The following is a 23049-nucleotide window of genomic DNA, read 5'->3' on the forward strand; positions in this document are numbered from 1 at the left end:
CGTCCGGGAATGAGATAATTATGACGATGTTTCCTGGCTTCATTGCGGGCGTTGGGCGCGATACAAGGAGCGCTGTTAACTTGAGGCGATTGACCGACCGTGAAGCAGATCGCGCAGAACTATAAGAGCGGCGAGCTCAAGCTGATCGATGTGCCGGCGCCGCGCTGCCGCCCCGGCGGGGTTTTGGTGCGCACGGCGTTCTCTGCGGTGTCGACCGGCACCGAGATGATGAAGTTCACCGAAGGCCGCCTGTCGCTGCTCGGCAAGGCGCGCGCGCGACCCGACCAGGTTGCCAAGGTGGTAAGCTCGGTCCGTCAGCAGGGGTTGCTTGCGACCTATCAGAAGGTGATGAACCGACTCGATTCCTACACGCCGCTCGGCTACTCGCTGTCGGGCACCGTGGCGGAGGTCGGCGAGGGCGTCGGCGGCTTCTCGGTCGGACAGCGCGTCTGCTGCGGCGGCAATCAATATGCAACCCATGCTGAATATAATTGGGTGCCGGTGAACCTCTGCGTCCCGCTGCCGGACAGCGCTGCGCTGGACCAGGCCGCCTTCACCACGATCGCCTCGATCGCGCTGCAGGCGATGCGCCAGTCGGAAATCCGTTTCGGCGAGACCGCCTGCGTGATTGGCCTTGGCCTGATCGGGCAGATCATGGTGCGGCTGCTGCGCAGCGCCGGTGTCGTGGTCGTCGGGCTTGACCGGCTGGAGGCGCGATGCCGCGAGGCGGAGGTTGCGGGCGCCGTAGCCTGTGCCGTCGCATCGGATGATGCCGCGGCCGGATTCCGCGCCCGGATCGACCAGCTGACCGCCGGCAACGGCGTCGATTGCGTGTTCATCACCGCAGGCAGCGACGATCCCGATCTCGCATCGCGTTCGGCGGCACTGCTGCGCGACCGCGGCCGCATTGTCGATATCGGCAAATGCACGCTGAACCTGCCGTGGAACGAATTCTACGACAAGGAGCTCGACGTGCGCTTCTCGCGCTCCTACGGCCCCGGCCGCTACGATCCGCTTTATGAGGAGGGCGGCATCGATTATCCGATCGGTCATGTGCGCTGGACCGAGAAGCGCAACATGGAAGCGATCGTCGCGCTGCTCGCCGACGGGCGGCTCGATTTTTCCTCGCTGATTTCCGAGATGGTGCCGCTGGAGCAGGCGACGTCGGCGTTCGAGCGCATGAGCCGGGGCGAGGTCGGTCTCGGCATGGTGTTCGCCTATCCGGACGCCGCTCCGCGCGCGATGCAGATGATCTATCGTCCGGCGGTTGCCCCGCGCAGCGGCCGGGTGCGGCTCGGCGTCATCGGCGCCGGAAATTATGCCTCCAGCATGCTGTTGCCGCAGCTTGCGAGTAACCAGCGCGTCGATCTCGTCGAGGTCGCCACCAATACCGGCCTGAGCGGCGCCACTGCGGTCCGCAAGTTCGGCTTCGCGCGTGCCTCGACGGATGCGGCCTCGGTGCTCGGCGCCGACGACATCGATGCCGTGCTGATCGCAACGCGCCATGCCTCCCATACCGACCTCGCGACGCAGGCGCTGCGCGCCGGCAAGGCGGTGTTTGTCGAAAAGCCCTTGGCGATCGATACAAACTCGCTCGATCGATTGGAGCAGGTGATCCGGGAAACCGGCAACAATCGGCTCATGGTCGGCTTCAACCGCCGCTTTTCGCCGCTGCTGCAGGGCATGCGCGCGGCGTTCGCGCCGGCAGGACCGCAGACCCTGCAATATCGGGTCATCGCCGGGCCGCTGGAGAAATCATCCTGGTATCTGCAGGCCGAGAGCGAAGGCAGCCGCTTCGTCGGCGAGGGCGGCCATTTCATCGACGTGTTGTGCTGGTGGCTCGGCGCGGGGCCGGTGCGTGTCTCCGCGAGCACGGCGGGCAAGGACGTCGACAATCTCGTCGCCACCTTCGATTTTGCCGACGGTTCGGTCGCGAGCCTCAGCTATCTCACCGGCGGCGATCCGCGGGTGCCGAAGGAGGCGCTCGAGATATCGGCAAGCACGGGCTTTGCCGCCTTCGACAATTTCTCGGGCTTCGAGGTCTGGCACGCCGGACAGCGCACGGCCAAGACAGCGCGGCTCGACAAGGGCCAGCGGCCGATGCTGGATGCCTTCATCGCGGCGGTCGCATCGGGGACCGCGATGCCGATTGCGCTCGACTCGCTGCTGGCGACCACGCGCGCGACGCTTGCCGTCCAGGAAAGCGCGGCCGCCGGGATGCCGATCGATCTGACGGCCGGCGCGGCAGAGCAGGGCGTCGCGCGCGCCTCGACTGCGTTGAGATGAATCCGGCCTGGTATCTGCGCAGGCTGCAGCGGATGGAGCCGTCCGAGCTTGCGGGACGGGTGAACGACCAGGTGCTGCATCTGCTCTGGCGGATCACTCCGCCCGATATCGCACGGCGCGCCAGCGCCCGGCTCGCTCCCGGCCCGCGGCAGCCGCGCCTGAAGCCGCTGCCTTTGCCCGTCCACGCCCCGGGACAGGCCGCCGAACGGTTGATCCAGAGCGCCGACCGGATTCTCGCCGGGCACTGGCGGATTTTCGCCAGAGACCATGAGGCCCTCGGCGAACGGCCCGACTGGTTCGTCGATATCAGAAGCGGCAAGCGGGCGCCGGCCGATGTGCACGCGTTCGCGGTTCCCTATCGTGACGAAACCGCGGTCGGAAACATCAAATACATCTGGGAGCCGTCGCGTCACCACCATCTCACGGTGCTCGCGGCCGCGTACTACCTGACCTCCGACGAGCGCTACGCGAGGCGCGCGGCCGAGCATCTGGTGAGCTGGTGGCGCGAAAATCCGTTCCCGCGCGGCCCGCACTGGATCAGCGGCATCGAGCTTGGCGTGCGGCTGATCTCGTGGGCATGGGTACGCCAGCTGCTGCAGAACTGGCCCGAGGCTGCTGCGCTGTTCGAAAACAACGATCTGTTCCTGACGCAGCTCTATGCGCATCAATACTGGCTGTCGCAGTTCCCAAGCCGCGGCTCCTCGGCCAACAACCACCTCATCGCGGAGGCTGCCGGGCAGTTCGTGGCGGCCTGCGTGTTTCCGTTCTTCCAGGACAGTGCGCGATGGCGTGAGCAATCGGCCGGCACGCTGGCACACGAAGCCGTTGCGCAGACGCTTGCCTGCGGCAGCAACAGCGAGCTCGCGACCGACTATCATGGTTTTGTGCTCGAACTGCTGCTGGCGGCGGCAGTGCAGGGCGAGTCGTCCGGACATCCGCTTGACGATGCGGTCTGGACCACGATGTGCCGCATGAGCGACGTCATTGCCGCGATGCTGGACGATCGCGGTCATCCACCGCGGCAGGGCGACGGTGACGACGGCATCGGCCTCTTGCTCGACGATCACGCCGGCAATCGCTGGCTCGGTTTGCTCGGCAGCGGAGCGCGCCTGTTCGGCGATCTGCCATGGTGGCCCAAATCGCCGGAGCCCGATCTGCGCAGCTTTGTGCTCACCGACGGCATCGAGGCCCGCGCGATCGCTGGGCGGCCCAAGCGCCGCCCGCATTTGCTTGAAGGGGCGGGACAGACCTTTCTGATCGATTCCGGCAGCGCGGTGTGGTGCCGTTGTGACCACGGCCCGCATGGCTTCGGCCGCATTGCCGCTCACGCGCATGCGGACGCGCTGTCGCTCGAATGCAGGATCGGCGGTGTGGAGATCTTCGCCGACGCCGGCACCTATTGCTACCACGGCGATCCGCGATGGCGCGCCTACTTCCGTTCCACGCTGGCGCACAACACGCTCTGCCTGTTCGCGCGCGATCAGTCGGTGTCGGGCGGGCCGTTTCTCTGGACACGGCATGCGCAGGGCCGGCTTGTCGCAGCAAGCGGCCTGGACGATCGCGATGCGGATGCGAGCTGGATCGCGGAGCATTCGGGATATCGGGACGAAGCAGGTGTCGTGCATCGCCGCTCGGTGCAATTGCAGCGTCAGGCGGCGCGGCTCGTCGTCACCGATGTCGTGCTTGCCGATGAAGGGCTTGCGGTGCCGGCGAGCCTCAGCTGGCATCTCGGGCCCGACGTCGAATGCAGGCTCGAAGGGCATAGGGCGCAGCTCGCATGGCCAGGCGGGCGCGGCGAGCTCGATCTGCCGGCGGCACTCAGCTGGATGCCGTACCGGGGTGACGAGACCATACCGGCCGGCTGGTATTCGCCGTCCTTCGATCTCAAGGTGCCGGCGACGACGCTGATCGGCTCCGGTACGCTCACGGGCGGCCAAAGCCTGGTGACCGAGCTGCGCTGGTTCTCAGACCCGGCCCGATCATGAAGATCCTGGTCGCTCACAACAGGTACCAGGGACGCGGCGGCGAAGACGTCGTGTTTGAAGCGGAAATCGACCTGCTGCGCGCCGCAGGACACAGCGTTGAAGCGCTCACGGTCAGCAACGCGGCGATCAATTCGCTCCCCGCGCGCATCGCGACCACGCTATCGATCGCCGATAATGCGGACGGAAAGCGGGTCGTGGCGGAGGCGATCGACCGCCTTCGCCCCGACGTCGTGCACGTCCACAATTTCTTCCCGCTGCTGTCGCCTGCGGTGTTCGATCTCTGCCGGCAAAAGCGCGTGCCCGCGGTGATGACGCTGCACAATTATCGCACCATCTGCACTGGCGGCATGCTGCTGCGCGACGGCCGCATCTGCCACAAGTGCCTGGACCGTGGACATCTTTGGGGCGTCGTACACCGCTGCTACCGCGGATCGCTTCCGGGCTCGATCGCTTCGGCCTACATGATCGCGCAGCACCAGCGCCGCGGCACCTGGACGCGTCCCGGGCTGCGCTTGATCGCGCTGACGCAGTTTGCCAAAACCCTGTTCACGCAGGCCGGCTTCGATGCAGACCGGATCGACGTGAAACCGAACTTCATGGCCGATCCGGGGGCCCCGGACCCGTCCACGCCGCGCAGCGGGCTGCTCTATGTTGGACGGCTGAGCCGCGAGAAGGGCGTCGGCGTGCTGCTCGAGGCCGTTGCCGGGACCGGCGTGCCCTTGCGCGTCGTGGGCGAGGGGCCTGAGCGCGTCGCGCTCGAGGCTCGGGCGCCCGGCAATGTCGCGTTCCTTGGCGGGCTCTCGCGCGGTGAGGTGCTTCGGGAAATGGCGAATGCCCAGGCATTGGTGGTGCCGTCGCTATGGTACGAGGGATTTCCAATGGTCGTGGTCGAGGCCTTCGCGCGAGGCACGCCGGTGATCGCCTCCGAGATCGGCGGACTTGCCGAGGTGGTGACCGCCGGCAAGACTGGCGCGCTGGTGCCGCCGGGCGACGCGGCCGCGCTCCGAAAGCGGATCAGTGAGGTGCTCGGCGCCGCCGAACTGACCGCCGCATGGGGACGGGCCGCGCGAGCCGCCTATCTCGAACTCTACGCGCCGGACGAGAACCGCCGGCTGCTCGAGGCCATCTACGCGCGCGCCGCCGGTGGATGATCGCCGCTGGCCGGCGCGCGGCCCGCGATCGGGCCTCGTCCCGCCGGTTCCACGGCGGCGTCGCTAACATATTGCGGCAAATCTGGTGTTAATTTGTTACAGTGCGGCGTCCGGTCGGCGTCGCGCCAGGTTTTGATCGCGCGGTCGAATGACGCTGATTCTGCGGGTGATTCCATGGATCTCGCTTGATCGAGCCCGCAAACTGCGGCCAGGCGGCGTTATAACACTGGCCGGTGGGGCGCCGGCTGCGAAGTTTGACGCTTTTTTGCAAAACGTCTCACGCGATGCAGAAATATTTTTTTCAGATCAGAAAATCCCGTCGAAGCGCTCACAGCGTCAGTGAAATTCAGCGCGCCCGCGGTATCCTGGGCCCCCGTGAAACCCCGTATAATCACTACCCTTTTTTGCGCCGCGGCTAACATTGGCGATTGGTCTGCGCTGAATGTTATAGCGCATTCGAAGTGGCGCTAAGTCTCACATAAACCTCGGGGAACCGAGTGTTAACAGCACATTGCTGATTGACACTCCGACTTGGCGGACTTAACAATGGACTTAACAAGTTCGTAACCTGGGTCCACATTTGGGTTGCATCGCAACAAACCAGTTGTGAATCAACAGCTTAAGTGTGGGCGAGCGGCTTGAATCCTCGTATCCCAAGCAGGGGCTACATCGATGGCGACTTACAATCTAGACCAGACGGACCTTAAAGCGGCGATCAACTCCACGATCGATCACTCGACCCAGCAACAGATTCTTGACTATCTGATCAACGCGGGGATCGGATACACCAGCCCGGATAACGGCGCGACGATTCCGGTGCAGGAGGGGTCTGGGATCACCAACCCGGATCCGAACGCCAATGTTCTGATCGAAACCAACCCCGTTAACACTGTCAACACCGACGCCAACCTGAAGGCGATCATCGAGGCGACCAATCAGGACGTCACGCTGACGGTGAACGGCAGCACCCCGGTGCTGGTCGCGACCGGCGACGGCAACGATCAGGTGTTCGTCAACAATACCGGCGACACGACGGTTCTCACCGGCTCCGGCAACGACACGATCTTCGGCGGTGCCGGTCACGACTCGATCAATGCGGGCTCCGGCAATGACGTGCTGGTCGACAACGCCTCCGGTCACAGCACGCTGGATGGCGGCAGGGGCAACGATCTGCTGTTCGGCTCCGGTGCCGACACCCTGAACGGTGGCGCCGGCAACGACACGATTTACGGCGGCAGCTCGTCGCAGCTGAGCGGCGGCAACGGCAACGACGTGCTGGCTTCCGGCAGCACCGCCGGCAATTCCAGCACGCTGGATGGCGGCAAGGGCAACGATGCGCTGTACGCTGGTGCGGGCAACGACAGCCTGGACGGCGGCGCCGGCAACGACTCGCTGTATGGCGGTTCCGGTGTCGACACGCTGTATGGCGGCAACGGCAACGATCTCCTTGTCGGCGGTGCTCAGACTGCTTCTGAGTTCGGCGGCAACGGCAAGGACGTGCTCTACTCGGGCAGCGATGCGTCGCACGCGACCTCGCTCGATGGCGGTAACGGCAACGACTCGCTCTATGGCGGTGCCGGCAACGACACGCTGTATGGCGGTTCCGGCAACGATACGCTGGTCGCCGGCTCCGGCACGCAGACGCTGATCGGCGGCGACGGCAAGGACTCGTTCGTCGGCTCTGAGACCGGTACGGCCTCGATGGTTGGCGGCTCCGGTCAGGACTACTTCTACCTGAACAACGCCACCAGCAGCGACACCATCGATGGCGGTGGCGGCAACAAGGACTCCCTGACCTTCCTGGATCACGCTTCGACTGACGTGAGCGACATCAGCTCTGGATCGAACGGTTCTCTGGACATCACCTTCAGCAATGGTCAGGTGACCCAGATCAGCAACATCGAATACCTGATCTTCAACGATGGTAACTCGACCAAGCTGTAAGATCCTAGGTCTGCACTAAGCGAAGGCGCCGCCCCAACCGAGGTTGAGGCGGCGCTTTTTTCTTTGATCGCCGGCATGACGCGTCAGGAATGGGGGATTGAATGATCGAATACGCGGCCGTTCATGATCGTGACGCACCCGCGATGAGTTCGGCTCGCATCAGTGGAAGCGCGTACGCGCATTCCGATTGGAACTTTGTCGACCGCTTCGCGTCAATTGCATCAACTCATCACAAGTTCCGCCTCGGGCATTTCCGACAAGGGATGTTAGAAGTTAGTCCGTCACATTCGGACCACGTAGCTTTTGTAAAGCCGTGCCGCTCGCTTGACACGACGGAGCTCTGGCCGATGGCTATCCGCGGCACTGGCGCCTTTGGTCAAGACGAACGATCGCTGCAGAACTCAGCCGCTTAACGAACCTGCGGAGCTCTCGAATTGGCCACGAAGAAAATGCTGAATGCCGGCGCTGGATCGACAGTTACCAAGCGCATCCAGCCGCTCCTGACATCGCATGAATGGGACGAGATTCGATTAGACGTCGACAGCGGCGTGAACCCCGATGTCGTCGGGTCGATCACCGATCTTGCCCGATTGTTCCCGGCGGCCTCGTTCGATGCGATCTGGTGCTCTCATGTCATGGAGCATCTCTATGCCCATGAGGTTCACCCCACATTCGTCCAGTTCCGCGAAGTGCTCAAACCGGACGGCTTCGCACTGATCATGTCGCCAGACCTCGAGGCGGTCGCTCAGCACATGCTGACACGCGGCCTCGGCGCGATCGCTTACGTCTCGCCGGCAGGTCCGATCCGGCCATTGGACATGATCTACGGGCATTCCGGCGCGATCGAGCAGGGGCGCCACCACATGGCGCACAAGACCGGCTTTTCGACCGAGCGGATGGGGAACCTGCTGCTCAGCGCCGGTTTCCCGACGGTGTCGGTTCGGAGCGGCAATTTCGAGATCTGCGCATTGGCGCTCATGCCGGAGGCCAGGGATGAGCGGATCAGGCCACAGCTGGAGGCCTGCGGATTCGACTTCCAGGAGACGGTGACCGCCGACTCGTGATTTGTCGATGTTAAACAATGTTATAAGGTTCCCTGGTTAAGTCGCACGAGAACGTGCTCGAAACTGGCTTCGCGGCCTGCCGTGATGCATATCTTTTTCGGGTGACGCGCTGAAAATGCTGCGTTAGCGAACTAACAGTGATAAGTTATATGTCGCTGGGGACCGGACCTTGCGCAGTCGAAACTTCGAGGCATCCATGACCAAACACCTCTCGCTCGTCGGCGCACCTTCGGTGGAGGCACTGCCACCTTCGGGTCTCGCTTGTCTTGTCATCGTGGCAAGACAGCATGGTTTGCATCTGACCCCGTCCCAGCTGATCCACGACAACCTCCTGGGCGACCAGGAAGTCACGCTGGCCGAGCTTTTGAAGTGCGCGAATTCCTCGGGCATGACGGCAAAGGCCGTCACGCTGGACTGGAAGGGCCTGAGCCATCTCAAGAGGGCGCTGCCGGCCATCGTTCGCCTGCGCGACGGCAGCCACATGGTGCTGCTGCGCCTCGAAGGCGATGAAAACAGCTCCCGGGTGGTCCTGCAGGATCCGAATGCCGGCGAGGACGCGCTGCTCGTCATCGATCAACCGCGCTTTGAGGACATCTGGTCGGGCGACGTCGTCATGGCCAAGCGCGACTATGAGATTTCGGACGAGACGCAGCCGTTCAGCTTCGGTTTTGTCGTTGCCCTGGTGTTCCGCGAACGGCGCATCATGCGCGACGTCGCGATCGCGGCGTTGGTTCTGGGCTTCATGGGGCTGGCACCGATCATGTTCTGGAGGCTGCTCTCGGACAAGGTCATTTTCTACAAGGCGTACAATACGTTCTACGTGCTGTGCGTTGCGATGCTGGTGATCATCCTGTTCGAGACGGCGTTCTCGTTCCTGCGGCAATACCTCGTTCAGAGCCTGACGGCACGCCTCGACGTCAAACTGTCGACCTACGTGTTTGAAAAGGTGCTCAATCTGCCGATCGATTATTTCGAGCAGAATCCCGTCGGCCTGATTTCCCGGGACATCCGCGAAGTGTTCCGGATTCGCGGCTTCCTGACCGGGCAATTGTTCGGGACGGTTCTCGATTCGACGACGCTGATCTTCTTCCTGCCCGTCATGTTCTTCTTCAGCCCGATCATGACGCTGATGGTCCTGGGCTTTGCCGCAATGATCGTGGTCTGGCTCATCCTGATGCTGCCCGTGTACCGGCGGAGCTCCTCGGCGGTTCTTGCCGCCGAAGGCGCGCAGGGGGCGTTTCTGATCCAGAGCCTGAACGGCATGAGGACCATCAAATCGCTGGCGCTCGACACGCGTCAGCGGCACATGTGGGATGTGCTCGTTGCGCGCGCCGCCAAGGCGCGTCTTGCCGAAGGCATGACCGGAAACATGATCCAGACGCTGGTCCGTCCGCTGGAACGGTTGGCGGTCAGCGCTCCCTATGCACTCGGCGTCTACCTCGCCGTATCGAGCGGCGATCCCGTCTATGTCGGGGCGCTGTTTGCCTTTCTGATGCTGTCGCAGCGTGTTGCCGGCCCGCTGATGAAGATGGCCCAACTCATCAACCAGTATGACGAGGCGCGCACCGCGGTCACCATCGTCGGCAATCTGGTGAATCAGTTGCCGGAGGAGGGACGCTCCGGCCATGGCGTGCGGGTTCCGCTGAAGGGCCTGATCGAGTTCTCCGGCGTCACGTTCAAGTACAAGGGCGCGGTGTCGCCGGCGCTGAACAATATCTCATTCGAGATTCCGCTCGGCACGACGCTCGGCGTGATGGGCAAGAGCGGCTCGGGCAAGACCACGATCACGCGGCTGTTGCAGCGCCTGCACTCCGACTATGGCGGGTTGATCAAGGTCGACGGTATCGATGTTCGGGAATACGATGTCGACCATCTGCGGCGCAACGTCGGCGTCGTGCTGCAGGAGAACTTCCTGTTCAGCGGCACGATCCGCGAGAATATTGCCGCGGCAAAGCCGGACGCGACCTTCGACGACGTCGTCAGGGCGGCGCGATTGGCCGGCGCCGAGGAATTCATCGACAAGCTGCCGCGGGGTTACGAGACCTATGTCTACGAGGGCTCCACCAACCTCTCCGGCGGACAGCGTCAGCGCCTCGCGATCGCGCGCGCGCTGATCGTCAATCCGCCCATCCTGATCCTGGACGAGGCGACCAGCGCGCTCGATGCGGAGAGCGAGACGATCGTGAATGCGAACATTTCGCGGATCGCGCACGGCCGCACGCTGATCATCATCTCGCATCGCCTGTCGTCGCTGACCAAGGCCGACGCGATCCTCGTGCTCAATCGCGGCGTGGTCAACGATATCGGTCGCCACGAGGAACTTCTGGAGCGCAACGACATCTACAGCTCGCTCTGGTACCAGCAGAACACGCATCTCGTTCCGTCGGGCCGCAACGACAAGCCTAACTTCAGGAGTCCGACCCTTGTCTCCTAATCAAGCTTCGCTCGCGACCGTTCGCCAGTTCCAGTCCGAAACCGACGCCATCCGCGAGGCGCCCGAGCCGATGTTGGCCCGTGCGACGCTGTTCGTGCTGTCGGCGCTGCTGGTATCCATCGTGGCGATCATGTGCCTGACGCGCCTCGATCGGGTGATCACCAGCGTCCGCGGCAAGATCGTTCCGGTCGATCAGATCAACGTGCTGCAGGCCCTTGACCCGTCGATCATCAAGACGATCGATGTTCGGGAAGGCGAGCAGGTCGACACGGGACAATTGCTTGCGACCCTCGACTCGACCTTCACGGCGGCCGATGTCACCCAGTACAAGCTGCAGATCGCGAGCCTCGATGCGCAGGTTGCGCGTGACGAGGCCGAATTGTCCGGAAAGCCGCTGTCGTATGGCAACGCCAAGGATCCGGATGCCGCCAGGTACAACGCCTTGCAGAAGGCGCTCTACGACCAGCGCGTCGCCCAGTACAGCGCGCAGGTGACGAGCTACGATTCCAAGATCAGCCAGACCGAAGCGACGATCTCGAAGGCGAAGAAGGACGACGAGCGGTATGGTCAACGCGCCGAGATCGCCGGCAAGATCGAGGACATGCGCTCGACCCTTGCCGAAAGCGGCAGCGGGTCCAAGCTGAACCTGTATCTGTCGCAGGATACGCGCCTGGAGTTGTTGCGTCAGATCGACAACACGCACAACACGCTGCTGGAAGCGCAACACCAGCTCGACTCGCTGAGGGCCGATCGCAAGGCCTTCATCGAGCAGTGGAACGCGCAGCTGAGCCAGGATCTGGTCACGACGCGCAACAATTTGGATACGGCCCGGGCAGCCTACGACAAGGCCATCAAGCATCAGGACCTGGTCCGATGGACGGCTGCCGAGCCGTCGGTCGTCCTCACCCTTGCCAAGCTCTCGGTCGGATCCGTGCTGAAGCCGGGCGATCCCTTCATCACGCTGATGCCGCTCAAGACGCGGCTGGAGGCGGAGATCCAGGTGCTGTCCCGCGACGTCGGCTTTATCCGGCCGAATGACCCCTGCACGTTGAAGGTCGATGCCTTCAACGCGGCGGAGCACGGCACGGCGGCGGGCAAGATACGCTGGATCAGCGAAGGCGCCTTCACCACTGACGACGACGGAAAGCCCGTCGATGCCTACTACAAGGCGCGATGCTCGGTCGACCAGAGCAACTTCACCAATGTTCCGAACAATTTCCGCCTCATCCCGGGCATGACGCTGCAGGGCGACGTCAATGTCGGCACCCGTTCGGTGGCGATGTATCTGCTCAGTGACATGCTGCGCGGCATGACGGAAGCGATGCGCGAGCCATGATGGAGTCGACGAGATCCCTGCTCGAGTTGTTCCGGCCCGACTCCTCCCGTTCAGACTCAAAGCAGTTTGAACGGGGACTGGAGGCTTACGAGAACGGGCGATACCTTGAAGCCCTGCGCTTTTGGCGGCGTGCCTCGCGGGCGGGCAACCCTGAGGCGGATTACCGGATCGGGCTGCTCTATGCGCGGAACGAGGGCGTTATCGGCAGCATTCCGGACGCGGTAGCGTGGTATGAGCGCGCCGCGCTGAATGGACATCTGGATGCGCAATTCCAGCTTGGCCTGATCTACCTCAACGGGGTCAAGGCCACGCTCGGTCCGAACAGGCCCGAGATGTGGCGGCAATCCACTGCGGCCCGTCTCGGCGACAAGGCGATCAACCTCCACGATCTGGTCTTCCCGAACGGGATAGGCGTGGCCAAGGACGTCGACGCCGCATTCCTCTGGATGTCGGTGGCGGCGGAAGCCGGCAAGGCGGAGGCGCAATCGATTCTTGGCAACATGTACGCCAACGGGCAAGGTTGCGAGCGGGATCACGCTGCAGCGCTGCGCTGGTATCAGGCCGCGGCCGAGCAGAAAGCGGCGTCCGGCGAATTCGCACTCGGCGATGTGTATTATCAGGGCCGCGGCGTTCCCGTCGATTTCGCGCAGGCCGCAATCTGGTATCACAAGGCCGCCGAGCAGGGACATGTTCGCGCACAGGTTGCGCTGGCTTTCATGTGCCTCAAGGGTACCGGGCTTCCCGAAAGTGTCGAAGAGGCCGCACGGCTGTTCCAGAGCGCCGCTGCGCATGACGATTCGATCGCGCTCTACAACATTGCGCTGTTGCGGTTGAGCGGCAAAGGGGCTGTCAAGGATCTCGACAGGGCCGAGACCGCGTTGCGCAAGGCGGCGCGGAAGGACTATTTGCCGGCGATCCAGGCGCTCGCCGAATTCTATGCGCTCGGGACTGCCGCCGAGCCGGATCTGCGCGAGGCGGCGTATTGGTATGAGAAGGCGGCCGAGCGCGGCGATACGCAGGCGCAGTTCCTGACCGGACGCTTCTATGCCACCGGCACCGGCGTTCCGCCCAGCATTCGTCAGGCTGCGAAATGGTTCGAGCGTGCGGCGGAGGGCGGCCACGCCACCGCGGCCCACAACATTGCGGTGTTCTATCTCAATGGCAGGGGCGTGGCGCGCGATGTCGCGACTGCGATCAAGTGGTTCGAGCGCGCGTCCGAGGGAGGCATCAGCGCCGCCGGCGTGCAGCTCGGTCGGCTCTACTCTGCCGGCAACGGCGTGCCGCGCGATCAAGCGCGCGCCGCGGAGTGGCTCAGCAAGGCGGCCAACGGCGGCGATGCCGACGCGAAGACGGCCTATGCGATGTTTCTCATCCAGGACGAGCCGTCCGCGGAGCGTCTTGCGCAAGCACGTGCGCTGCTGACCGACGCTGCCGAGGCGGGCCATCCGGCTGCGGCATTTCAGCTGGGCGGGCTTCACATGGGCAGATCCGGCGGCGCCGTCGATCTTCCGGCCGCAGCCCAATGGTTCAAGCGTGCGGCAAGCGCCGGGCACGTCGAAGCCCAGCACACTTTGGCGCTGCTGTATTCCGACCCCAAGAGCGGCCTCAAGGATCCGCAGGCCGCCGCCGGCTGGATCGTCAAGGCTGCGGACGGCGGCAACGCCGCGGCGCAGTTCAAGCTTGCGGTGATGTATTGCACCGGGCAGGGCGTCGAGCAGGACCTCGCCAAGGGCGTCACGTGGTACGAGGCGGCGGCGCGCCAGGGCCACACGACAGCGCAATACAACCTTGCCGTGATGCTCGGCCGGGGACAGGGGCGCGATGCCGATGCGGCGAAGGCGGCCGAATGGTTCGAGGCCGCGGCGAAGCAGGGCATGGTCGAAGCCCAACTCGCGATTGGCGATGCACTGCGCGCCGGCGACGGCGTCGCGCAGGACCGCGATCAGGCGTTGCATTGGTATCGACAAGCGGCACAGCAGAACAACGAAGGCGCGCGACGTCGTCTGCAGGCAATGGGCGAGAGTGTTGGCTGAGATTGCTGGAGGCGGGCTTCGCACGCGGCCGCAGGCGCTGAGCGGCGGCTTTGTTTTTAGGCGCGAAGGCAACGAAGCAGGCAGCTTCGCGCGACAATCTGGGCAGAACTAACGGTGGCTTTCATATCGACGACAGAGAGATTGCGTTAATGTGGACGTCGCCAACAAATACTCATTGTGGTTGTGTGAAGTTGACTGATAAGCATCAGGTCACGATCCGGGGCAGGTTCGAACGGCAACGCGATCTCGGGATATCGATCTTCCGCACGGCTGAGAAAGAAACTGGAACCAACGTTAGACGTTGGTAGGAGATTGAGAAGCGATGAACAAGATGGTGGAACGGAGCGTCAGGGATACGAAGGATATGTTGCCCGTTGCCAGTCCGGTTCAGCAGGACGATCAATCGCAGAGCGTATTCCTGGATCCCGATGTCGGCGATCTCCAGTCGGGACCGAGGCTGCGTGGTGCGATCCTCGAGCACTCCGGACGAGTGATCTCCGGCTGGATTGTGGATGCGCAGTCGCCTGCTTCGACCGTTGCGATATCGCTTTTTGTTGCTTCCCACTGTGTCGAAGAGGGACGGACGGGCCGGTCTGTGCCGGCCAGCGTCGGTCCGCACACTGTGATCGGGCGTCCCGGATTTCGCATCAATCTATCCACGCCGGGCGTACGCCGTCGTCTGGCTCGCGCCCTGAAGAATACGCTGCTGGAACGCAAGCCTGTGCAGATCTACCTGCGCATCAGCCTGAACGACGGCGAATACTACGAAATACCGCTGTTCGAGAAACTCGAGTCGAACGAGGTGGTCGTCGCGCTCGGCTTCTCGACCGACGATTACGACGATCTGTTGTTTCCGAACAACGACAAGAAATTGGTCGCCGCCATGGCAGGTGCCGCCTCCGTGAAGGAGGTGCGCTACGTCTGCTTCTACCTGCCGCAATTCCATTCGTTCGCGGAGAACGACCGTTGGTGGGGTCCTGGCTTCACCGAATGGACCAACGTCTCCCAGATGCGTCCGCAGTTTCCCACGCACCAGTCGCCGTGGTTGCCCGCGGATCTCGGCTTCTATGACATGAGACTGGTCGAGACGCGCCAGCAACAGGCAGACCTGGCTCGCCGTTACGGCGTTCACGGCTTTTGCTATTACGCCTACTGGTTTCAGGGGCGAAGATTGCTGGAGCGGCCGCTGAGGCTTTTGCTGGAGGACGGCGAGCCGAACATCCCGTTCTGCATCTGCTGGGCGAACGAAAACTGGTCACGGCGATGGGATGGATCTGATACCGAGCTGCTGCTCGGCCAGAACCACTCCCTCGAGGATGATGTCCGCTTCATTGACGATATGGCCGATATCCTCCTGGATGATCGCTACATCACCGTTGACGGTCGCAAGATCCTTCTCATCTACCGTCCCTCGCTGATCCCGGACAAGGAACGCCTGTTCCAGACCTGGCGTGTGCGTGCAAGGCAACTCGGCATCGGCGAGCTGCTGATTTGCAATGCGATGACCTTCGGCGAGTTCGATCCACGAGAATTCCATTGCGATGCCGCCGTGGAATTCCCGCCCCATACCGTCAATGCGCGGGAGCTGAGCCGGGCGGAGGTCGAGACGCCGACGGAGTTCTCCGGCAAGCTCTACGACTATCTCGAAGCCATGCGCTCGACGCTCGGCAAGGTCTATGAGTTTCCGTTCTTTCCAACCGTGATGCCGCGCTGGGACAACACGCCGCGCAAGGGCTCGCGTGGACATGTGTTCGTGAGATCAAGCCCCGAGGCATTCGAAGTCTGGCTTCGCGAGGCGACCGAGCGGGCTCGCCGGAGTTCTTTCGAACAGCCGATCGTCTTCATCAATTCGTGGAACGAATGGGCCGAGGGAGCCCATCTGGAGCCGGACTCGCGTTTCGGCCGTGCCTATCTCGACGTCGTCAGGCGTGTGTCGGCCGGCGAGTCGATCTCGGCAGAACTGCGCTCGAACTCCGCGCTGCTGGACTGCTTGAGCCGATCGGAGCTCGAGCAGACGATCAAGAGCGCTGCAGTTCATGTCGAAGTACTCGCCAATTTGCAGCGCAATGAAGTCGCGCTCACCGGGTTCCAGAGCATTCGCGAAGGCTTGCCGGTCGAAATCGAGGGAGCCATCGCAAGTCCGGATGGCTCCATGTTCGTGATCGAGAACATCAATTCGCAGACGGAGGAGCGCGTGGTGGTTGACCCGCGCTACAGAGTGCTGGTCCGAGGGTGGGTTTTTGCCAAGGATGGCTTCGAGCCCCTGCGAAACCGCATCTCGTTTCTGGTGTTGTCTCCGGAAGGAGAGACGAACGCCGGCAAGAGCGGGTACTGCCTCGTCATCGATTGGCACGAGCGAATGGATGTCACGGAGTATATGAAGGCGACCGCTCGCGAGTGCTGCTTCGGCTTCGAGGTCAGCTTCATGCTCAAGGGACTGCCGGACGGAGAGTACAGGCTTTCGATGCTTGAGGTTGGCGAAGGAGAAAACCTGCTGGTTGGATCAAGCCATTCCCTGGTCGTTCGGCATTGAGTTGAGAGTCCTATGTTAGCCAGCGTGGTGATTGCTTGTTACAAGCACGAGGCCTATCTCGAGCATTGTCTCGAGACGGTCTTCGACCAGACCTATCCCAAACTTGAGCTGATCATTGTCGACGACAATTCGCCGGACAACAGCTTCCAATTGGCCGAAAGGCTTCTGAAGCGGAAGTCGTTCGCGAAGCGTTTTGCATCATGCAAACTGCTCAAGAATCCCACCAACATGGGAGCTCACTTTACCTGGAATCGCGCGCTGTCCCTTGCAAAGGGCGAGATGCTCTTCCTGCTCAACTCGGACGACGCCTTTTCGAAAGAGCGGGTCGAGACATTTGTCGGCCGCCATGGCGCTGAAAAGCTGTTCTTCGGCTTCTCCGCGATCGAACCAATCGACGAGAACGGGAAGTCCATCAAGAGCTTTCAGTTTCCGGCGCGTCTCAGATACGCAACGAGCCAGGCGGTAAGCGCCGATCGCCCGCTGTCGTGGTCCTTTCTGGAGTCGCAGATCGCCGCCTCGACGGGAAATTTTGTGTTGAGCGCCGAACTGTTGCGGCAGGCCGGGTGGTTCGCGGACCTCAAATATTGTCACGATTGGGAATTCGCGCTGCGCGCGATCACGATCGTCGAACCAAAATACGTGGAATCCGATCAATACATGTATCGATTGCATGCGACCAACAGCTTCCGTGGACTAAGTTCGGTGGCCGAAAGCGAAACGCGGGCTTGCATGCACAGCTATTCACTGCGCGCGATGACGTCCAAGCCGCCGAACGGGACCTGTCTCAGTCCGCTCAACATGGGGGAGGCGTTCTACAAGCTGATCAGGAACTACCCGAACTTCCGCTTCTGGATGCGGCAGCTCTACGCACCGTATCTGGCCGAGCACAGGACCGTGGAGCTGAACCAATGGACGGTCCCGGCCGAATGGCGCTAGCACAGCGCGGCTGACGCCAGATCACGCGCCAAGTCACGGCTGACGCCCGGTCGCAGCTGAAGAAGCTCGCGGGCGCCAGCCTCAGCACATCAGTGCTAACAAAGGTTTGGCCTTTGCTTGGATTGCGGGTCTTTCAGGACCTTGCGCAAGGCCTCCAGGCGCTCGGTCTTGCAGGGCAAGGTGGGGACAAGCCATCCGCCTTCGTCGTTTTCGTTCCAGGCATAAATCAGGATCGCAGGAGACTTCATCTCACCCGGCTGAGCAGCCCTCCATTCGATGGAGCGGTGCAGATGATCCGACAGCTCCGCCCCAGTCGGCGCAATGAAGAAGTTTTCCATTCCCACGCCCGGGCGCTGCTTGGCTTCCCAAGGCACTGGGCGTTCGATGCGTGGACGGCGATCCCAGCCGGTCATCACGGTGGGGATGACGGGAAGCCGGCTCTTGGCCAGTTCATTCCAGTCTCGCTCCGCGCCGCGCGTGAGGTCTGCGTAGGAACCACGGACGCTCCCGTAAACGCCGGCATAGGAACTGACCGCGTCGGCAGTCAGGAAAGCGCCCTGTTCATTGAGCAGTTTCTTGTCACCGGTGAGCACCAGGTACGGATCTCCGTGTCCCGCGGCCTTTACACGCGCTCTGAACTGCTCGATCTGGGCTCGAAGGTTCTCGAACCCACCCCATCGTTTTTCAACGTCGGCAACATGTATGAAGCCGAGAAAATACAGCGGTCTTCCGCCCGCTACTTTCAGGTAGTTGCTGTCGCCCATGAGTTTGACGTGTTCGTCAATCAGCGGGCTGACCTTGTCGTGGGAGCCCCATCGAGGGAACTCGGTAAAGATGCAGTAGGAAATCTCGTTCTTGATCGGGCTTTCCCTGAAGACTTTCAGAGCCCTCGACATCGGATCGGCGGAGCCGTAGGCGACAAACGCCCAGTAGTCGATGCCTGCGAAAACGGCCTGCTTGATTTCCTTGTCGATCGTCTGTTGCGTGATCTCCGGAAAGGCAACTTCACTGCGGCTCTTTCCGGTGGTCTCCTTCGCAAAGAATGGAACTCGCCAATGGTACTGCTGGGGAGAGAGTGATGTTTCAACCGCCTTGGTTGGCGTTGATCCGGGGGCATACCAGGCGTCCCACCGTAGCGCGCCCACCAGAGGCCGATCGGTGCGCGCAGCCACTTGCTGGGCGGCCAGGGCGCGCTCAACCGTATAGCTAAGGGCTCCAGCTGAACCCAGGGCCAGAAACAATCGTCGTGTCAGCATCTTCGAGCGCTCGCCGTTGTTTTCCCAAACATCCTGTTGATTCTCTTCAAAAACGCCCTAATGATCCACTGACAGTGCGGCTAATGATGGGCCAAACTTTTTCTGCGCGATGAGCTTAGATTGGCTAAAACCAGTCGATGTTGATTGCAACGCACAGGGACCGTGTTTGATGCAGCTGGTTGCATGGGAAAATGAATCTACGGCGATTTGCGATCGCATCCGGAGCAGCCATGGAGCGCTCAAGATCGTTCTCAAGACCAAGGATGATCCGTTTTTCCTTGCGGATTGGGTAGACCATCACAGGAAAATCGTGGGCGATGCGAACCTGATCATTTTTGACAACGGATCTTCCGACAGCAAGGTCTTGTCGGTTTACGAAGAGCTGGGGCCGGACTTGCTGATCGCGAGTTTCGGCGGATTTCACAACAATCTGCACAACCCCAAAAACTTCGAGGAGCTTTACGCCAGCCTGTCGGCTTCTTCCGATTTCCATTGCTTCCTGGATACGGACGAGTTTCTGGCGTTCTATGATGGCGAACGCTTCACGAGCGACGCTTCAATATTGCGTCACCTGAACGACAAGGAAGGTGGTGCGTTTATCCCGTCGACTTGGCTGTACAACGCGCCTTCCTATCGCGACAGAATGTTGTGCGGCACCGATTTGGGGACGCTCCGGAATGGCCTCACCTGGGGCAAGCCGTTGATCCGGTCGGCTGCCGCGCCTTTCTCGGGAGAGGTGAATCACAACTGCCAGATCGCCAAGGGAAAGAAGCCTCCCGCGCCGTTGTTTGGATTTTTCCTGCTGCATATGGCGACCTTGTCGCCCGCGCAGAGGATCCGCGCCAATCTAAACAAGCTGATTGCCCGCGGATTCATGCAGCGCGGAGACTCCCTTGAGAAAGTATTGGAGCGGGATATATCGCGGGCGACAGAGAACGAGAAGCTGTACGTGACCGAGATCAAGCGGATGCTGTCTCTTCGAGAGGACCGCGGTCCCGAGACGGCTCCCTTGGGAACCGGCTCGATGCGAATTGATCAGTCGGGCAAAGTTGAATTTGCGTCGCCCACCGAGGAGCGCGTCTTTGCCGAGTTCGCCGCATCCTTTGACGCGCTATGCGCGCAAACACTGCCTTCTTGAGGTGGGATCTACCCGCTTCGCCGGGGCATTGCCGCCTTTAACGCCCAGGCGGCAAGCCATGGTGCAACGTAGCCTTTGACGTCTATCGGGAGAGCTCGCCGCTCAGGACGGCTCTCCGCTGAACGACTGAAGGATGGCTTGGGCAGCCTCTCTGTTCGCAAGCGGCATGAAGAACGACATATCGCCGGCCGTCGCGATTTCGCGAGCTATCTCTCTGACGCAGTGATAGGCGGGGCGAGAGCTGAAGTCGTGCATGCCGATGATTGCAGTTGGGCCGCAGTGCAGGACGATCTGGGCGAAGCATGCGACCCTGAAACGACCGTCGACGAGATACAGATCAGCATTGGCGCTTTTCGGCGTTTCCCAGATGGTCGAGTGATAGTCCGGCCAACGCGGCTTTGTTGATGGGTCGACCGGGAAACCCCAATCGCCAGTCCGTCCGATGTCGATGAACGTCAAATGAGGTTTCGTACGAGCTGAGGCGCACGCACGATCCACCTGATCCAGCCAGTCCTGTGAGGAATCGATGGACAGTATCGAGTTCGTGACGTGCTTTGAGGCGATGACCGTACTTCCGCCTGTGCCGAATTCGACGTAATCGCGGCTATTTCTCACAAACGACAAGAACAGTTCCGCTTCTTCCCGCGACATTCTTGGTAGCAATTGACGTCTCCTCGTTGTTCGCAACCCCCGGGACAATTTCTCCTCACCGGGGGCGTTGGACGTGTCTGATCCCAGCACGTCTTTGCATATTCAGGCCGCGCCGCAGTTCATCAACGCCAGGTCATCAACGCCAAGTCATCACCGCCGAGTCACGGTCGCCAAGGCTTGCATCCTTGCACCCGATCGGCGGACATCTTCCGGCCGAGGGATATTCAGCAAGTCCCACGATGATCGGCGCTGCCACCGTTGCTGATGATCCGCGGTGATCGGCGGCTACTGGTTCAGGCCGACACGCTCCACCTTGTAGCCGCCCTCCAGGATGGAACGCCACCAGGGTTGCTCGTCGACATACCAGCGCACGGTCTTGGCGATGCCGGTCTCGAAATTCTCCTCGGCGCGCCAGCCGAGCTCGGTTTCGAGCTTGGTGGCGTCGATGGCGTAGCGGCGGTCGTGGCCGGGCCGGTCGGCGACGAAATTGATCAGCTGGCGGCGCGGGCCTGCTGCGGCCGGCACGACCTCGTCGAGCAGGTCGCAGATGCTCTCGACCACGTGCAGGTTGGTGCGCTCGTTGCGGCCGCCGACATTGTAGGTCTCGCCGACCTCGCCGCGCTCCAGCACAAGCGTCAGCGCCTTGGCGTGATCCTCGACGAACAGCCAGTCACGGATGTTCTTGCCGTCGCCATAGACCGGCAGCGGCTCGCCGGCGAGCCCCTTGATGATCATGTGCGGGATCAGCTTTTCCGGGAAGTGATACGGGCCGTAATTGTTGGAGCAGTTGGTCACCAGGGTCGGCAGCTCGTAGGTCTCGCGCCAGGCCCGCACCAAATGATCGGACGATGCCTTGCTGGCCGAATAGGGCGAGTTCGGCGCATACGCCGTGGTCTCGGTGAACAGCCCTTCGTCGCCGAGCGACCCGAACACCTCGTCGGTCGAGATATGCAGGAAGCGGAAGCGGTCGCGCTTCTCGGGCGAGAGCGAACGCCAGTGACGCAGCGTCTCCTGCAGGATCGTGAAGGTGCCGACGATGTTGGTCTGGATGAATTCGCCGGGGCCGTCGATCGAGCGGTCGACATGGCTTTCCGCGGCAAGGTTCATCACCGCATCGGGCTGATATTTCTCGAACAGCCGGCGCAGGTTCTGTGCCTCGCAGATGCAGGCCTTCTCGAAGGTGTAGTTCAGGCTTTCGGCGGCACGGGGCAGGGAAGCCAGGTTTGCCGCGTAGGTCAGCTTGTCGATGTTGACGACGCGGGCGTGGGTGTCGCGCAGCAGGTGACGGACCACGGCGGAGCCGATGAAGCCGGCGCCGCCGGTGACGAAAATCGTCGATCCCTTAAACCGCATGTTTGAATACCTCCGCCGCGCGGGGCTCGCCGTGGAACGAGCGGTAGACCGACAGCAGGTACTCGCCGTAGCTGCTCTTGGCGGTCTTCTGTGCGACCCTCGCGAAGGCTTCGAGCGAGATGTAACCCTGGCGCAGCGCGATCTCCTCGGGGCAGGCGATGCGCAGGCCCTGGCGCTGCTCCAGGATCTGGACGAAGTGACTGGCTTCGACCAGCGAGGAATGGGTGCCGGTGTCGAGCCAGGCAAAGCCGCGGCCGAGCACCTCGACATAGAGGTCGCCGCGCTCGAGATAGGCCCTGTTGACGTCGGTGATCTCGATCTCGCCGCGCGGCGATGGCCTGATGCCGGCCGCGATGTCGACCACATCATTGTCGTAGAAGTAGAGGCCGGTGACCGCGACGTTGGACTTCGGCCGCTTCGGCTTCTCCTCGATCGAGAGTGCCCGGCCGGTGCCGTCCAGCTCGATCACGCCGTACTGCTCCGGCGCGTTCACGACGTAGCCGAACACGGTGGCGCCTTTCTTGCGGATCGAGGCGGCGGACAGCATGCTCGGCAGGCCGTGGCCGTAGAAAATGTTATCCCCTAACACAAGGGCAACAGAGTCATCGCCGATGAAGTCGCGTCCGACGATGAAGGCGTCGGCAAGACCCCGCGGGGTCTCCTGCGTGGCATAGGCGAACCGGACTCCCATCTCGCTGCCATCGCCGAGCAAGCGCTGGAACAGCGGCTTGTCCTGCGGCGTGGAAATGATCAGGATATCGCGGATTCCGCCCAGCATCAGCGTCGACAGCGGATAGTAGATCATCGGCTTGTCGAAGACGGGCAGCAGTTGCTTGGAGACGACTGTCGTCACCGGATAGAGGCGCGAGCCGGTGCCACCGGCAAGGATAATGCCTTTCATGGTCCCTCACAATTTGACTATCAGAACATAACATATAGCGTGCGCTGC

The 23049-nt window shown here is 62.2% G+C and carries 16 protein-coding genes; 12 read left to right on the plus strand and 4 right to left on the minus strand.

Features of this window, described 5'->3' with window-relative positions:
• The first annotated feature begins 99 nt into the window (after nucleotides 1-99).
• From AC1VNY_RS08700 to AC1VNY_RS08750, 11 genes are all read left to right on the plus strand, one after another.
• Complete coding sequence (locus AC1VNY_RS08700) at nucleotides 100-2286, plus strand: bi-domain-containing oxidoreductase (protein WP_482404849.1); 2187 nt, start codon at nucleotides 100-102, stop codon at nucleotides 2284-2286.
• A complete protein-coding gene (locus AC1VNY_RS08705) occupies nucleotides 2283-4271 on the plus strand; it encodes a heparinase II/III family protein (RefSeq protein WP_482404850.1) in 1989 nt (662 codons plus the stop codon). The genes AC1VNY_RS08700 and AC1VNY_RS08705 overlap by 4 nt, the downstream gene beginning before the upstream one ends.
• A complete protein-coding gene (locus AC1VNY_RS08710) occupies nucleotides 4268-5422 on the plus strand; it encodes a glycosyltransferase (protein WP_482404851.1) in 1155 nt (384 codons plus the stop codon). Before AC1VNY_RS08705 ends, AC1VNY_RS08710 begins: the two co-directional genes overlap by 4 nt.
• Nucleotides 5423-5570: 148 nt before the next feature.
• Nucleotides 5571-5765, plus strand: coding sequence for a hypothetical protein (locus AC1VNY_RS08715; RefSeq protein WP_461190915.1), 195 nt, complete (start codon nucleotides 5571-5573; stop codon nucleotides 5763-5765).
• A 329-nt stretch (nucleotides 5766-6094) separates the two neighbouring features.
• Nucleotides 6095-7366 (plus strand): calcium-binding protein, encoded by a 1272-nt coding sequence (locus AC1VNY_RS08720; RefSeq protein WP_461319952.1) that lies wholly within the window; start codon nucleotides 6095-6097, stop codon nucleotides 7364-7366.
• 449 nt (nucleotides 7367-7815) lie between these two features.
• On the plus strand, nucleotides 7816-8430 hold the full coding sequence (locus AC1VNY_RS08725) for a class I SAM-dependent methyltransferase (protein WP_212055416.1): 615 nt from the start codon (nucleotides 7816-7818) through the stop codon (nucleotides 8428-8430).
• Nucleotides 8431-8626: 196 nt separating this feature from the next.
• Nucleotides 8627-10864, plus strand: coding sequence for a peptidase domain-containing ABC transporter (locus AC1VNY_RS08730; RefSeq protein WP_482404852.1), 2238 nt, complete (start codon nucleotides 8627-8629; stop codon nucleotides 10862-10864).
• Nucleotides 10854-12200 carry an HlyD family type I secretion periplasmic adaptor subunit gene (locus AC1VNY_RS08735; protein ID WP_026192529.1) on the plus strand — a complete coding sequence of 449 codons (1347 nt, stop codon included), beginning with the start codon at nucleotides 10854-10856 and terminating at the stop codon, nucleotides 12198-12200. Before AC1VNY_RS08730 ends, AC1VNY_RS08735 begins: the two co-directional genes overlap by 11 nt.
• A complete protein-coding gene (locus AC1VNY_RS08740) occupies nucleotides 12200-14233 on the plus strand; it encodes an SEL1-like repeat protein (protein ID WP_482404886.1) in 2034 nt (677 codons plus the stop codon). Before AC1VNY_RS08735 ends, AC1VNY_RS08740 begins: the two co-directional genes overlap by 1 nt.
• 322 nt (nucleotides 14234-14555) lie before the next feature.
• A complete protein-coding gene (locus AC1VNY_RS08745) occupies nucleotides 14556-16766 on the plus strand; it encodes a glycosyltransferase WbsX family protein (RefSeq protein WP_038387935.1) in 2211 nt (736 codons plus the stop codon).
• A gap of 12 nt (nucleotides 16767-16778) precedes the next feature.
• Nucleotides 16779-17702, plus strand: coding sequence for a glycosyltransferase family 2 protein (locus AC1VNY_RS08750; protein ID WP_038387934.1), 924 nt, complete (start codon nucleotides 16779-16781; stop codon nucleotides 17700-17702).
• A gap of 95 nt (nucleotides 17703-17797) precedes the next feature.
• Here the strand turns inward: AC1VNY_RS08750 and AC1VNY_RS08755 are convergent, their stop codons facing one another.
• Nucleotides 17798-18958 (minus strand): glycoside hydrolase family 71/99 protein, encoded by a 1161-nt coding sequence (locus tag AC1VNY_RS08755; RefSeq protein ID WP_482404853.1) that lies wholly within the window; start codon nucleotides 18956-18958, stop codon nucleotides 17798-17800.
• Nucleotides 18959-19127: 169 nt separating this feature from the next.
• Here AC1VNY_RS08755 and AC1VNY_RS08760 point away from each other — a divergent pair, with 169 nt between their 5' ends.
• A complete protein-coding gene (locus tag AC1VNY_RS08760) occupies nucleotides 19128-20096 on the plus strand; it encodes a hypothetical protein (RefSeq protein WP_482404854.1) in 969 nt (322 codons plus the stop codon).
• Nucleotides 20097-20198: 102 nt separating this feature from the next.
• On the opposite strand, the gene AC1VNY_RS08765 is transcribed toward AC1VNY_RS08760, so the two are convergent.
• The 3 genes from AC1VNY_RS08765 to rfbA form a co-directional block, all read right to left on the minus strand.
• A complete protein-coding gene (locus AC1VNY_RS08765) occupies nucleotides 20199-20747 on the minus strand; it encodes a hypothetical protein (RefSeq protein WP_482404855.1) in 549 nt (182 codons plus the stop codon).
• 285 nt (nucleotides 20748-21032) lie between these two features.
• Complete coding sequence (gene rfbB / locus AC1VNY_RS08770) at nucleotides 21033-22100, minus strand: dTDP-glucose 4,6-dehydratase (protein ID WP_028345287.1); 1068 nt, start codon at nucleotides 22098-22100, stop codon at nucleotides 21033-21035.
• Nucleotides 22090-23001 carry a glucose-1-phosphate thymidylyltransferase RfbA gene (rfbA, locus tag AC1VNY_RS08775; RefSeq protein WP_482404856.1) on the minus strand — a complete coding sequence of 304 codons (912 nt, stop codon included), beginning with the start codon at nucleotides 22999-23001 and terminating at the stop codon, nucleotides 22090-22092. Before rfbA ends, rfbB begins: the two co-directional genes overlap by 11 nt.
• Between the last annotated feature and the right edge of the window lie 48 nt (nucleotides 23002-23049).

The sequence above is a fragment of the Bradyrhizobium ferriligni genome (assembly GCF_056837965.1).